Below are 14,274 nucleotides of genomic sequence, written 5' to 3'. Positions count from 1 at the left end.
CAAGAGGTGGTTTAAGTTTCAATTCGCAACTTTTTTACACTATAAACTGACCAGTTCTGCGCTTCGCTTGACACATATGACAAATAGATAATACTCGGATTGTGTGGAGCCTCATTATTGAGGTCTAAATGTCTAATAAAAAAAGTCTTGTCTCAACTTCAAATGAGATACTGGTGTCTAAAAAATGTTTCCCTTTCAAAGGGCTATGATTTTAAAACGATAAGCGGTGTCGATACACTGTATTGTTATTATCCAAGCAATGAAGCATATCGTGGTTTCTTTGAATCACTAGAAAAAGAGATAGTATCTGCTAAAGAGCTAAACGGTGGCTTTATCCCCAAAGATACACTTCGCATCTCTATAGGCGATAAAGAGTTTTTCTTTAATGGCATGAGTAAAGGTTTTTACTTCTTTATTGATACCTCTCGTTGGGTTCGTATTGGATTAAAGCATCCCTCTAAAAATACCAATCTTTTAGATATTCAAGTGCAATGTGAAGCAACAGGCATCTACTTATTAGGGCTTGTAGGTTTAATACAGCATATTGAAGCCCTCCTCTTTCCTATAGCAATTATTCAATCTGAATTAACGCGTATTGATGGCAATATTTTTGTGCAGTTTGATCTAAGCTCTGTCATTGAAAAAGACTTTATTGTCAGTAAAAAGCGCAAACATAGACGAGAAGATGGCGGACGAAGAGGCTATCAATCGCTCAAAATCGGTGACAATCCTTTTTTAGCACGTTTTTACGATAAAAGAATAGAGCTAGTTGGTAAAGAAAAACGCTCGTTAATGGAGACGTATTTTTTGTTTCATGGCTTTGACCTTAATAAACCCATTTGGAACTTTGAGTTTGAATGGCATCGTGATTTTTTCAAACGCTATGGCATTAGAACCGTAGAAGATGGGCTTAAAAAAGTAGAGACACTCTTTCATCATTCTATGAAAATCATCCGCTTTGTGGATAAAACAACCCTCTCTCAAAAAGACTTAGAAGCAAATCGTTTACATCGTGCTAAGACACATCCTTTATGGGAGTATATCGACCAATCTTATACCTTTAATGCCATTCCTCAATCATACGAAGCATTGGAAAAGATTATCCCTAAAAAGAGCGTTTATGATTCTAAAGTCTTTATGACTGAATTTGAAAGTCTCCTTAATAAAGGTGTCGAAAATGATGTCTATTTATCGCAAGAGGATGTGAAAGAGATATTAAAACGAAGTGGTCTTTGGCTTACTGAACGCACTAAAAAACTCTTAAAACCTTTTAAGCCTCTTCCTTTGATTGTAGATGGAGTGAATTATGTTCTTTCTCGTAATCGTACACCCATTAAAACCCTCCCCTCTAATTTATCACCCATAAGCACTCATGAGTTAAAACAATTTGAATCAGCGCTTTTGAGAGCTTTACACAGTGAGCTAGCAGAAAAAGATTGGGATATTTCGTTGATTATGAAGAACCTCAAAACTATCGAATCAGAGATTAAAAATCGTAAGTATGAGCAAAGTGAGCTTGAACTATGGCAAGCGTAGAACTTATCACTAAAGAGGATTTAGAGGAGTTAAAAGCACTCATTATGGGCTATGCAAAACCCTTAATGACCGTTGAAGAGGTGGCAAGTTATTTGCGCCTCTCCCCACATACCATAAGGCATAAAATTGCCGATCAAACTTTTATTCTTGGAGTTCATTATTCAGATAAAGCAGGTAAAATACTATTTGCAAAAGAGAAACTGGATACTTGGCTTTGGGAAACAACTCAGGAGTCAAACAATGTCAGTATTCAAAAAAAACAATCGGGTGTGGATAGATTTGTTCGCCAATGGAGCGAGAATCAGAAAGTCTACAGGTCTGGAGTGGACAGCGTCCAATGTCAAAAAGGTCGAAAAAGAGCTGATACCACAGCTTAGAATGGGCGTTATGACAGGAACGTTATCCCTTCAAAAAGAGCGCATTAAAACGGTGCGCTACTATGCTGAGTCATTTATCGTATCTAAGCGACAAACTACTGTTGCAAAGACACATAAACGTTACGAGTCAATTATTGAGAATGGAATTTTACCTTTGTTGGGCGATACACCTATTAAGGATTTAAGAATTTCACATATTGATAAATGGCGTAGTGATCTTTTACAACGTTTTACTGCCAAAACGGTTAAAGAGTATCAAATTGTCTTTAGAGGTATTTTTCAAAAAGCACTTCAAGATGAAGAAGTGAATAAAAATCCCTTTGATGCGTTGGACTCTTTAAAAGTGAAAAAGCCCAATGTGGTACCTTTTATGCCTCATGAGGTCAAACTCATTTTAGATACAGCGCACGGATGGTTTAAAAACTATCTAGCACTTGGATTTATGACGGGTATGCGTGTAGGTGAGATTGTGGCTTTAAAGTGGGAAAATGTCAATCTTGAGACACGAGAAATCTATGTATGTGCATCAAGGTCAATGGGTGTCGAAGGAACTACAAAAACACAAAGTAGTATTCGGTACATCCCGATCATTGATACATTAGCTCCTTTTATTGAGAGTCAAAAAGAGTTCAGTGGTGACAAAGAATATGTATTTGTAAATCACTTTGGACGACCTTTTTATGATTACAAGACTATAGGTTCTAATCAGTGGGTAGATATTCTCAAAAAATGTGGACTTACTCATCGAAGAATGTATGAAATGCGCCATACGTGTGCAACGAATCTTCTTATGAGCGGTCAATACAGTGTCAATGAGATTGCATCCGTTTTAGGGCATACGACACCACAAATGTTGTTTGAACGTTATACAAGAAGCATATCAGCAGAGCGAAAACCGTTTAATAAGACAATAGATATATACAGTGTGAATGAAAACAAGGACACCATAATGGCACTGTGAAGTTTTAAAGTCTTTGGAAGTCCGTAATATCGGGGTTTTAGTGGTGTCAAGAGAGGGACTCGAACCCTCGACCTCCGGCTTATGAGACCAGCGCTCTAACCAGCTGAGCTACCTTGACATGGTTAAAAGAGGTTGGCATTATATAGTCATCAAACTTATACTTTGGTTAATTATAGCCCCATTCTAAGAACATGCAAAAAATTAAAAAACATTGAGTATATAGGACTAAACGTTAAGCTCTTTTTTCTTGACTTTTTTACTATATTTGTGTAAAATTTTGTCACTCAAAACAAACGAGTGCTAAAAATTTTAGTTAAAAGGACATACAAATGACTTTCAAACCATTAGGAAAAAGAGTGCTTCTTGAAAGAATCGAAGAAGCAACTACCACTGCTTCTGGTATTATCATCCCTGACAATGCTAAGGAAAAACCTCTAAGCGGTATTGTTAGAGCGATAAGTCCAAAAGTTGCAGAGAAAGGTCTTGTTTCAGTTGGTGATAAAGTAGTATTTGCTAAATATGCTGGTACTGAGCTTACCATAGATGGTAAAACATACCTTGTAATGAACATTGACGACCTTTTAGGCGTTTTATAATCAATCACTAGACAAAGGAAATAAACATGGCAAAAGATATTCTATTTTCAGATACTGCACGTAATGCACTCTATGAAGGTGTTAAAAAACTTAATGATGCTGTAAAAGTTACAATGGGACCACGTGGTCGCAATGTTCTCATTCAAAAAAGCTTTGGCGCTCCTAGCATCACCAAAGATGGTGTTTCTGTGGCAAAAGAAGTTGAGCTTAAAGATACGATTGAAAATATGGGCGCACAACTGGTCAAAGAAGTTGCTTCTAAAACGGCTGATCAAGCAGGTGATGGTACAACGACTGCAACGGTTTTAGCACATGCTATTTTTAAAGAAGGTCTTAGAAATATCACTGCAGGTGCAAACCCAGTTGAAGTCAAACGTGGTATGGACAAAGCGGCTGAAGCGATCATCGCTGAGCTTAAAAAAATGGCAAAAGCTGTTAAAGACAAAAAAGAGATCGCACAAGTTGCAACGATTTCTGCCAACTCTGACACAGTTATCGGTGAATTGATCGCTGAAGCTATGGAAAAAGTGGGCAAAGACGGCGTTATAACCGTTGAAGAAGCCAAAGGTATCCAAGACGAGTTAGACGTTGTTGAGGGTATGCAGTTTGACCGTGGTTACCTCTCTCCTTATTTTGTTACCAACCCAGAGAAAATGCAAACCGTTTTAGAGCATCCATTTATTTTATTGTTTGACAAAAAAGTTTCTAACCTTAAAGACCTTCTCCCAGTCCTTGAGCAAGTTCAAAAAACAGGTAAACCACTTCTGATCATCGCTGAAGACATTGACGGTGAAGCGTTGGCTACCCTTGTTGTTAACAAACTTAGAGGTGTTTTAAATATTGCTGCGGTTAAAGCTCCAGGTTTTGGCGATAGAAGAAAAGCAATGCTTGAAGACATCGCGATTATCAGTGGTGGTGAAGTGATCAGTGAAGAGCTAGGACGCACACTTGAAGCAGCAACATTGGCAGATCTTGGTCAAGCAGCGCGCATTGTGATCGATAAAGACAATACAACCATCGTGAATGGCAATGGCGAAAAAGCAAGAATTGATGCTCGTGTTGGACAAATTAAAGCACAAATCGCTGAGACAAGCAGTGATTATGATAAAGAAAAACTTCAAGAGCGTTTAGCGAAACTCAGTGGTGGTGTTGCGGTCATTAAAGTGGGCGCTTCAACGGAGACTGAGATGAAAGAGAAAAAAGACCGTGTCGATGATGCACTCTCAGCAACCAAAGCAGCGGTTGAAGAAGGTATCGTCGTGGGTGGTGGTTCTGCATTCTTACTTGCAAACGCCAAAATCAAACTGAACCTCAGTGGTGATGAAGCCATCGGCGCTGACATCGTTACACGTGCTCTTAAAGCACCTTTGAAACAAATTGCTGAAAATGCAGGCTTTGATGCCGGAGTTGTGGCAAATAACGTTCTTGTCAGCAACAAAGCAAACTATGGCTTCAATGCTGCAACGGGTGAGTATGTGGATATGTTTGAAGCAGGTATCGTTGATCCTGTTAAAGTTTCACGTATTGCGCTTCAAAATGCCGTTTCAGTTGCAAGCTTACTGTTGACAACAGAAGCTACGATTACCAATGCGAAAGAGGACAAAGCTCCTGCAATGCCAGATATGAGTGGCATGGGCGGAATGGGAGGCATGGGCGGAATGATGTAATTCATTCCCTCCTGCTTTACATGTAAAGTCATTTCGGTGGCTTTACGCTTTATCATACCATGAAAAAATTCACTTTCTTCCTCATCATTTTATCTCATTCCCTTTTCGCAGCAGATTCGCTTATGGATGCTCTCTTAGATGGCAATCTTACCCATAAAATTAGTTCTAATTACAAAGAAGGTGATGAAGAGGAAGAGACACCCTTTTCGAGCACCAAAACACAAAAAATTCTTTTTCATTATCAAACAGCTCCGCTCGGGGGATTGAAATTGGAAGTTGCTACCCAATCCTTTGCCACAGAAACACATCAAACCAGTACCGACAATACGATCTACTACACAGAAGCTCTTTACCATGGAAATACCGAAGATATTGGGTATAAACTGAGTGCTAACTATTATGCTGACACCTACCGTCAAAGTTTGATGCAAGGTGGTTTTGAAACAACCAACGCATTTGGAACCAAAGCGCAAATGAATTATGAGAATTTTGGTAGCTATATCGCTTACTCAAAAGTGTTGAGTGGTGCTCGCGGTGCCAACGGTGACCTAGAGGGAAAAGACCACCTTTTGCCAACCTCTTCAGTGCTCAGCTCCAACAATTACACACCCAATACTGCCGCCTATGCTGTTGATGTCAACTATTCGCCTCGAAAAGACATTACGCTAGGTTCTCGCTATGTTATCGCCAATGAGGTGCAAACAAATCTTTCCTACACGGGTGTTTACAGCAACTTTCAACTTAATGAAATTGCCAAAGGACTCAACCTTGGTTTGTCGTACGATAAAACAGGGATTGATAAACAAAGTGACCAGTTTAGTATTAACATTAAAAGTAAGTTTTAGTGTCCACGCCCCAATAGTTCTGATGCTTCCATCACGACCATAAATGCCTCGTTATCCACTTTTTGAATCAATTCTTTAAGCGTTGGAATTTTACGATTTTCCACCACCAAAAAGATCATACGTTTATTTTCATGCGCATAGATACCATCACCTTCCACAATGGTGCCATTTTTGCCTAAATGCAGTACGATCTCAGCGCAGAGCTTTTCGATTTTTGTGGAGACGATATGAACTACTTTTTTAGAAGGGCCACGCGTTAAAAACATGTCGATACTTTTAGCACTAATATAAATACTCACCATACTCCAAAGGGCTAGGTCTATATTTTGGGAGATCAATGCAATAGAGAGAATAATCAGCATATCGATAAAAAACATCACCGATGAGGCTTTGATACTCGTTTTGGATGCCACAATTTTAGCAATGATAGTCGACCCTCCTGCTGAAGCATGGCCGCTTAAAATAAATCCTAAGCCAATACCTACCGCAATACCACCAAAGATAGCCGCCAAAATCACATCATGGCTGAGAGCACTTACATGTAAATACTCTACCATGAAGTCAATACACAAAGAGGTAAACCCAATGGCAATGATACTTCGAACCGTAAAGTGTTTGCCAAAATATTTGGTGCCTAAGAACAACAGTGGTACGTTAATCGCCACCATCAACACACCTACTGGGAGTTGAAAAATATAGTGTCCCAAAAGCGCCATACCCGATGTTCCACCCGTTACTAACGCATTGGGAATAAATAAAGAGACCACGCCAAAGCTCAAAAAAAGTGAGCCTAAAAAGATATAACTGTAATTTTTAAATTCTGATTTCACAAAAACTGCCTTACATGTAAAAAGTGGCGGTATTCTAGCGTTCGCAGGCTTCAAGAACAATAGTGTCGATTTGAGGAAGCGAAGTAAAAAACTCATTTAAAGGGGTACATCGCTCATCAAAGCAGAGTTCATACTCTTTGGTAAAAGGTGAATGGGCAAGTCTAAGTTCTTTTTGGGGTGGGACATGAGGCGTGTAGTGCCAAGCACCTTCTTTGAAAATAGAATCTAGCGGTGGTTCCATCCCTGCCCCACTTCCACGTATGCTTGCAGAGAGTACATGTAAAGAGTTTCCTTCTATTCTCCACTGCTCTTCCCAACGAATCTTCTCAACGGAATGCATCCATGCAAGGGTAAAAGAATTCAGAAACAGTGTCACCGTAACTGCTCCTGAACTCATACATAAAGCCATCATCGTTTACGATTTTTCCACCAATTCCATGCAATAAATAGGAATCCTAACGCAAATCCAGCTTCATCCGTTGCAGGGAGTGCCGCTACCAAGAGCGCCGCCGTACATGCGGCTATCACACGCTCATACACATGCAGAGGTGACCACAGATACCCAATCGCCGCGCAACCCCAGAGATAAATCGCCAGCAAAGCTTTGATAACAATATACACCACAGCCATAATCGTTGGATCACCTTGAAGCATTAAAGCAGGATCATACACCGCCATAAACGGCACAACAAACCCTGCAATGGCTATTTGTGTTGCTTTAAAGCCAATTTTCATAGCAGAAGCTTTCGCAATGGAAGCAGCGGCAAAAGCGGCAAGGGCGACGGGAGGGGTAAGGTCTGCCATAATACCAAAGTAAAAGACAAACATATGACTGACGATAAGAGGAACACCCAGTTTTAAAAGTGCGGGTGCCGCGATAGAACTGGTGATAATGTAGTTAGGAATGGTTGGAATGCCCATACCTAGGATCAAACACGCCACCATCGTTAAAAGCAATGAAAGAAAGAGGCTTTTTTCTCCAATTTCAAGAATAAACCCTGCAAAGTTTGATGCAGCACCCGTAAGGGTTAAAACACCGATGATGACACCGACAATTGCACAAGCGATTCCCACGCCCAATGCTTGTTTTGCACCATCAACCAGCGCCGTTTTCATGGTACGAAGCGTATCACGCCCCCCTTGAACCACAAAGTTAAGGACAACCAAAAGAGCAATCACCCCTAAAACTGGAACAATGCCCCATTGTAAAAAGGTTGATGCTCCAAAGGCAATGGCGATCCAAAAGACATAACGCAATGCAACTTGAGAAATGCGTGCGGCAAGAGCCGCTCCTAAGATTAACACCGAAGTGAGTGTCAAGCCCATCATACCTGCAAACATAGGTGTAAAACCATGAAAAAGCATGTAAACCAATGCTGCCAAAGGTAGCGCTAAATACCAGCTTGCTTTGAGTTCTTTCCAAGGATTTGGGCATTGATCGGCAGGAATTCCTAAAAGCTTTAAACGTCCTGCTTCAAGATGGACCATCCAAAAAGCGGTAAAGTAATACAACATAGCAGGAATAATCGCCGCCATAACAATGTCCGAATATGCTACATTCAACGTCTCTGCCATAATAAAGGCAACTGCACCCATAACCGGAGGCATAATCTGTCCACCCATGGAGGAAGTCGCTTCAACCGCACCCGAAAAAACGGAGCTATATCCAAAGCGCTTCATCAATGGAATCGTAAATTGCCCTACGGTTAAGACGTTGGCAACACCTGAGCCTGAAATGGTTCCCATAAGTCCAGAAGAGATAACGGCAACCTTAGCAGGTCCACCTTGTGCGCGACCTACGAGTCCAAGAGCAAGCGCATTAAAAAGACGAATCATGCCCGCATTTTCCAAAAACGTGCCAAAAAGAATGAACAAAAAGATATAGGTAGCAGAAACCAATGTAGGTGTCCCTAAAATGCCATCGCTTCCAAGGTAGAGTTGACTCACAATTTGATCAAAACCAAATCCACGGTGTGCAATGGAAAGAGGCAAATACTGCCCAAAAAATCCATATGCCAAAAAGAGTCCACATACCAGCGTTAAAGCAAACCCCACTACACGGCGTGCCGCTTCAAATACCAACAGTGAAGCGAGTGTTGCAACGACGAGATCGGCGGTTGTCGGATCGCCTGAACGCTCAATGAGGTCTGCTTCAAAAACCAAATGGTAAAAACCAAGCGCAAAGCCAAGAAGTGCGAGTAAAAGGTCATACCAAGGGATACTTTTCTGTGTACGTCCCTTTGAGGTAGCGGGATAAAGCATAAAGATAAGAAACATCAAAAAGCTTACATGTAAAGCTCTAATAATCAAACTCGAAAACGGATGAAATGCTGCAACAGATATCTGATAGGCAGAAAATGCGAGCGCACCAAACATCACTAGCCGTGACGCCCAGCCTATAAGTTGGCGTTGGTGACCGTGCTCTTCAAAATCGGAAGTATCTTCGTGAACTTCTTCGGTTACTAAGGCAGACATACTGATTCCTTCAACAATTTTTATTTAATAATTCCCATCTCTTTGTAGTATTTCTCAGCACCAGGATGCAAAGGTGCCGGAGGATTTTTAGCCGCATTCGCAAGACTAATTCCTTTAGCTGCGGCATGTGCTGCTACCATCTGGTCTAAGTTTTCAAACATTGTTTTTGTCATGGTATAAACCGTTTTTTCAGATACCCCTGAATGAGTTACAAGGAAATTTTGAACAGAAATAGTTTGAACATCGCTTGTTTGGCCTTCATAGGTATTGGCGGGAATAATGCCTACTTGATACGCAGGATCGTCAATTTTTTTTACGATCTCTTCAGGAATACTCAAAAAGACGACTTTTTGTGAAGTTGCAAGATCACGAAGGGCTGCAACACCCGCACCTGATGAGAGTAAAGTGACATCCAGTTGTCTGTTTTTCATAAGTTCTACAGACTCAGCATAGGAGAGGTACTCAACTTTAGAAAAATCTTCGTATTTAATCCCTGCAGCTTCTAAAATCTTTTTAGAATTTAATGCGGTGCCTGATTTTGGTGCACCCACAGAGATACGTTTTCCTTTAATATCTGCAAACGATTTAATACCCGAATCGGCTGCTGCAACAAAATGAATGTAGTTAGGATATAAAGCACTAATAGTACGAAGTTTAGAAAGGGGAGCTTTAAAACCAGCATCAACATCACCTTTGTACGCATCCGAAAAAGAGTCGCCTAAAGAGATCGCAACTTCACCGCGCCCTGCTTGAAGGAGATTGAGGTTTTCAACACTGGCTTTTGTCGCTTGAACCGCTGTTTTAGAATCGGGAATTGCTTTAGCATACATTTGAGAAAGCGCAACACCGAGGGGATAGTAAATACCGCTTGTTCCACCCGTCAAAACGTTGATAAACTCTGCCCCATAGAGAGATGCCCCAAGACACACCGCTGCCGCACTTACCAAAAGTGATCTTCTCATTGATGACTCCTTATGAAATTTTAATATTACAAAAATGAGTTATTAAGCCCTATTTGTCTTATCCTAACGATAGGAGCTTAATAAACTTCTTATAATTTTACGTTAATGCAAATTTCCTTGGAGAATCTAACAAAAATACCCGTTTAGTATATGTAAAATGCTTCGTATAGAAACATTTTAATAGCCAAGCACTTCATCCACTAAAATAATCGTGGTACGACCTTCATCATCACCATTGATATACGTGAATTTTTTACCAATATTATTGATGTTATAGCGAGGTTCTTTTCCCATGCTAATGGCAAGATTATTGATACGTTCAATATTCTTAGGACTTGCCACATCATGAATACGCTTAAAGCCCTCTTCCACATTTTCAACCAGTTTATTGACTCCTGCGATAATTAACACCTTTTTAGGTCCAAAAATCTGTGCTGCGACTCGGTTTCCACTGCCATCGGCATTGACAAGCTCACCGTTTTTAGTCAGTGCGTTTGTACTCGTAATATACAAGTCAGCCAGTATTCCTTTGTGTCTACGATTGCTATTCTCTTCCATACTAATTCCAGATTCGTACTGATTAAAAAGTGTAATATCCTTACGAGAAGTAACATGATCGTACAAACCTACCTCTTTCACTGTCGTTGATCCACCCAAACCTATACTCATATGCGGTTTAATGAAACTCATCGCAACACTAAGTGCTTCCTCTTTTGTGGGAACACAAATGAGTTCAAACCCATGTTTCTTGTAAATTTTTTTGAGATTTTCCATTCTACTATCCTTTGAATGCATGAAGTGCTGAAGCATTATAGAAAAAACTCTTATTTTAAACAAGGGTTAAACAAGCTATAATAATGCACTATTTAGAATATCATACAAGGAATTGACCCCTATGGGAAGAGCGTTTGAATACCGAAAAGCAGCGAAAATGAAACGATGGGGAAATATGTCACGCGTATTTCCAAGACTGGGCCGTACGATCATGATGGCGGCTAAAGAAGGCGGTGGAGACCCTGAGAGTAATGCAAAACTCCGCACGGCTATCCTCAATGCTAAAGCGGAAAATATGCCTAAAGACAACATCGATGCCGCGATTAAACGAGCGCTTGGCAAAGATGCACAGACCCTGAATGAAGTTACGTTTGAAGGCAAAGGACCGCATGGTTCACTCTTTTTTGTCGAGTGTGCAACGGACAACAATACTCGCTCAGTCGCTAACATCAAAAGTGCCTTTAAAAAAGCGGGCGGTGAGATGCTTAATAATGGCTCATTGGAGTTTATGTTCTCTCGTAAGGCTGTTTTTGAGTTTGCTAAGACTGCAAATATGGACATTGAAGAATTAGAACTTGAACTGATTGATGCAGGTCTTGAAGAGATTGAGGAAGAAGATGGCGTGGTACTGGTTTATGCTGACTACACCAATTTTGGAACACTTTCTGCCGCATTTGATCGTCTTGGAATTAGCTTAACCAAAGCAAACCTAGAGCGCATTGCAAACACACCTATCACTTTTACGGAAGAACAAATGGTTGATGTCGAAAAAATCATCGAAAAAATCGAAGATGATGACGACGTACAAGCCGTTTATACCAACATCGGATAACCTTTCCAAGGGCTTTACATGTAAAGCCCTACTCCTCCATATTTTTAAAAAAATCACAAATATCGACTTCCAATACATTAGCAATTTTACATAAGTGCTCAACATTAAATTTTTTATGCTGGATACCAAGCTCCGCCTTGGCATAAAATGCTGCTGAAGAATGTCCAATCGCCAAAGCCATCTCAAGCTGACTTTTACCTCTTTTTTTCTCTCAATAGCTTTACATTATGGCGTATTTGAGCATGAATTGCTTCAGCATCATATGAATTCATGACCTTCTTGCTCTTTCTAAACAGTTCCTGACATAGGTAGACTTTTTTATGAGTTTACTTTGATAACTCTTTTGCATCAATGTCCCATGGGACATTGATGTATTTTATATATTGGCTTACAATACACGTAGTATTAATTTTTAATCAATTCTTATTCTATCATTGTTTCGTTATTTTGTATTTTCAGGAAGAATAAATGCAAATCGAAATTTTAGCAGTTTTATTATTATTAGGTTTATTATTTTTTTATTAGCAATGATGCAGGGATTTTAGTGTGAAACGTATTGATAAGAGGTCATTATATCCATTTAGTATATTTTTTAAATTCACTCTTCGCGAAACAATACATTAGTCTAAAAATTAAAAAAACTCACAAAGTCCTTAATACTTACACTAAAAATTAAAATACACTAATTCAAAAGGAGTCAATTGTGAGCATATCAAAACAGTTGATGGCAATATTAGCTATTGCCATTTTAGGTATTGGGGCAGTTTTTATCATAAGTATCCAGAAGATGGAGCAAGTCTACGAAAAGACAAATACGTGCAATGTCAATTCATTACCTAGCGTATTAATAATGGGCAATATGCTACAGGATTTTAGCACGATGCGTGTTACGATGTGGGAACATCTAGCGACAGAGGATAGAAATGAACAAAAAAGACTTGAAGCAAAATTCAAAGAGTATCATGCCTCTTTTGATACCTATTTTAAGAAATATGAAGTCATGCTTTCCGATGATACAGACAAAGCATTTTACAAAAAAGAACAAGAAATAATGGCTATTTATATTCCCGTGGTTGATAAAATTTTTAAACTTTCTGATGACGGAAAAAATGCTGAAGCAAAAACATCTGCTTACGATCATGGCTCAATCGTTGGTGATATGGTAAAAACACTTGAAGCGCACATGGCATATAACCAAACTTTAGCTCAAAATGATGCCAAAGAAGCAATGAGTGCCAAAAGTAGTGCAACAACCATCATGATAGGTTTATCCCTGATGGTCACGCTTGCTGTCATTGTTCTTGTCATTATCATACGCAATAACATCATGAATGGAGTCTTCCTTATTCGTGATGGCATCTCAGGCTTTGTTCAAAATAAAGAGCTCAAGTTTAGAATAAAATATGGCAAAAACAATGAGATTCAAGAGATCGTCAATAGCTTTAATAGTTTAGTCGATACCCTAGAAACCATTATTGATGATGTCAAACATTCATCGTCTGAAAATGCTTCTGTTTCTCATGAACTCTCAACCACCAGTATGCAAATTGGGCGTAATGCTGAAAACAGCACCGTGATTGTCAATAATACGATTGAAGAGATTGTCACCATTAAAAAGTTTGTTCAAGAAACGGCTATTCTCTCAGAAGAGATGAAAAAAAGTATTGAACTTGCTGGAGATAAACTGGAATCAGCGAAGAAAGAGGTCATTATGTTGAAAGACGATGTGGAACTTGCCAGTGAAGCAGAAACAACTTTAGCAGGACAATTAGAGCAAATGAGCAAAGATGCAGAACAGGTTAAAGAAATTTTAACGGTCATTTCTGATATTGCTGATCAAACCAACTTACTGGCACTCAATGCGGCGATTGAAGCGGCACGTGCAGGTGAGCATGGACGTGGTTTTGCCGTGGTTGCCGATGAAGTCCGAAAGTTGGCTGAACGCACACAGCGAAGTTTACAAGAGATTAATGCAACCATCAATATTATTGTTCAATCCATTATCGATTCCTCCGATAAGATGACCAAGAATGCTCAAAATATCAGGCGATTAGCTTCTGTTTCCATCAATGTGGAAGAGAGCATTATTAGCACAACTTCGGTTATGAACGAGAGCGTGGAATCTGTCACTATTAGTGCTAATAATTCGCATCAAATTGCAAAAGATACGGATAAAATTGTTGACCTTGTCACCAACATCAACTCCATTACCAGTGAAAATGCGAGAAGTGTTGAAGAAATCGCCTCTGCTGCGGATCATCTCTCTAAATTGGCCGAAAATCTCAATCTAAAATTAGGACAGTTTCAGTAGAATTATATTTTTTACATGTAAAGAAAGGAAAGCCTCCTTACTTTACATGTAAACGTATTGACAAATGATCGTTTGATCCTATTTGATTGCTTTCTATCTTTAATGTTT

At 39.6% G+C, this 14,274-nt stretch carries 14 protein-coding genes and 1 tRNA gene; 8 read left to right on the top strand and 7 right to left on the bottom strand.

The annotated features are described in order from the left end of the window. Positions 1–162: 162 nt before the first annotated feature. The 3 genes from FA584_RS04395 to FA584_RS04385 are packed head-to-tail and all read left to right on the top strand — an operon-like array spanning position 163 to position 2,874. Positions 163–1,536: a hypothetical protein gene (locus tag FA584_RS04395; RefSeq protein WP_167750343.1), complete on the top strand. Its 1,374-nt coding sequence runs from the start codon at positions 163–165 to the stop codon at positions 1,534–1,536. Further along, entirely contained in the window at positions 1,524–1,913 is a 390-nt protein-coding gene (locus FA584_RS04390; RefSeq protein WP_167750342.1) for a helix-turn-helix domain-containing protein, read from the top strand. Before FA584_RS04395 ends, FA584_RS04390 begins: the two co-directional genes overlap by 13 nt. Next, on the top strand, positions 1,804–2,874 hold the full coding sequence (locus tag FA584_RS04385; protein WP_369805712.1) for a tyrosine-type recombinase/integrase: 1,071 nt from the start codon (positions 1,804–1,806) through the stop codon (positions 2,872–2,874). The genes FA584_RS04390 and FA584_RS04385 overlap by 110 nt, the downstream gene beginning before the upstream one ends. Positions 2,875–2,915: 41 nt before the next feature. On the opposite strand, the gene FA584_RS04380 is transcribed toward FA584_RS04385, so the two are convergent. Continuing rightward, positions 2,916–2,992 (bottom strand) — tRNA-Met (locus tag FA584_RS04380). A gap of 211 nt (positions 2,993–3,203) precedes the next feature. On the opposite strand from FA584_RS04380, the gene groES reads away from it, so the two are divergent. The 3 genes from groES (at position 3,204) to FA584_RS04365 (ending at position 5,982) form a co-directional block, all read left to right on the top strand. Beyond that, positions 3,204–3,470, top strand: a complete 267-nt coding sequence (gene groES, locus FA584_RS04375) for a co-chaperone GroES (RefSeq protein WP_167750340.1) — start codon at positions 3,204–3,206, stop codon at positions 3,468–3,470. Between the two features lie 26 nt (positions 3,471–3,496). Beyond that, positions 3,497–5,137, top strand: coding sequence for a chaperonin GroEL (gene groL / locus FA584_RS04370; RefSeq protein ID WP_096046174.1), 1,641 nt, complete (start codon positions 3,497–3,499; stop codon positions 5,135–5,137). A 122-nt stretch (positions 5,138–5,259) separates the two neighbouring features. Next, positions 5,260–5,982 (top strand): hypothetical protein, encoded by a 723-nt coding sequence (locus FA584_RS04365; protein WP_228448595.1) that lies wholly within the window; start codon positions 5,260–5,262, stop codon positions 5,980–5,982. On the opposite strand, the gene FA584_RS04360 is transcribed toward FA584_RS04365, so the two are convergent. From FA584_RS04360 to FA584_RS04340, 5 genes are all read right to left on the bottom strand, one after another. Beyond that, positions 5,979–6,812: a YitT family protein gene (locus FA584_RS04360; protein ID WP_228448121.1), complete on the bottom strand. Its 834-nt coding sequence runs from the start codon at positions 6,810–6,812 to the stop codon at positions 5,979–5,981. The two genes, FA584_RS04365 and FA584_RS04360, sit on opposite strands and share 4 nt — an antisense overlap. Positions 6,813–6,846: 34 nt before the next feature. Further along, on the bottom strand, positions 6,847–7,209 hold the full coding sequence (locus FA584_RS04355; RefSeq protein ID WP_167750337.1) for a DUF1850 domain-containing protein: 363 nt from the start codon (positions 7,207–7,209) through the stop codon (positions 6,847–6,849). An 11-nt stretch (positions 7,210–7,220) separates the two neighbouring features. Then, the gene (locus tag FA584_RS04350) at positions 7,221–9,287 is read right to left on the bottom strand and encodes a TRAP transporter permease (RefSeq protein WP_167750336.1); all 2,067 of its coding nucleotides are present in this window, start codon (positions 9,285–9,287) and stop codon (positions 7,221–7,223) included. 20 nt (positions 9,288–9,307) lie between these two features. Continuing rightward, complete coding sequence (locus tag FA584_RS04345; RefSeq protein WP_167750335.1) at positions 9,308–10,249, bottom strand: TAXI family TRAP transporter solute-binding subunit; 942 nt, start codon at positions 10,247–10,249, stop codon at positions 9,308–9,310. A 177-nt stretch (positions 10,250–10,426) separates the two neighbouring features. After that, a complete protein-coding gene (locus tag FA584_RS04340) occupies positions 10,427–11,023 on the bottom strand; it encodes a lactate utilization protein (RefSeq protein WP_167750334.1) in 597 nt (198 codons plus the stop codon). Between the two features lie 121 nt (positions 11,024–11,144). On the opposite strand from FA584_RS04340, the gene FA584_RS04335 reads away from it, so the two are divergent. Beyond that, the gene (locus tag FA584_RS04335) at positions 11,145–11,855 is read left to right on the top strand and encodes a YebC/PmpR family DNA-binding transcriptional regulator (RefSeq protein ID WP_096046167.1); all 711 of its coding nucleotides are present in this window, start codon (positions 11,145–11,147) and stop codon (positions 11,853–11,855) included. A gap of 28 nt (positions 11,856–11,883) precedes the next feature. Here the strand turns inward: FA584_RS04335 and FA584_RS14425 are convergent, their stop codons facing one another. Then, a complete protein-coding gene (locus FA584_RS14425; RefSeq protein WP_228448594.1) occupies positions 11,884–12,036 on the bottom strand; it encodes a hypothetical protein in 153 nt (50 codons plus the stop codon). A gap of 522 nt (positions 12,037–12,558) precedes the next feature. Here FA584_RS14425 and FA584_RS04325 point away from each other — a divergent pair. Further along, positions 12,559–14,166, top strand: a complete 1,608-nt coding sequence (locus FA584_RS04325; RefSeq protein WP_167750333.1) for a methyl-accepting chemotaxis protein — start codon at positions 12,559–12,561, stop codon at positions 14,164–14,166. Positions 14,167–14,274: the final 108 nt, after the last annotated feature.

This window comes from Sulfurospirillum diekertiae, assembly GCF_011769985.2.
In the GTDB taxonomy this organism is placed as follows: Bacteria; Campylobacterota; Campylobacteria; order Campylobacterales; family Sulfurospirillaceae; genus Sulfurospirillum; species Sulfurospirillum diekertiae.
This window is presented reverse-complemented; position numbering and strand designations above follow the sequence as displayed.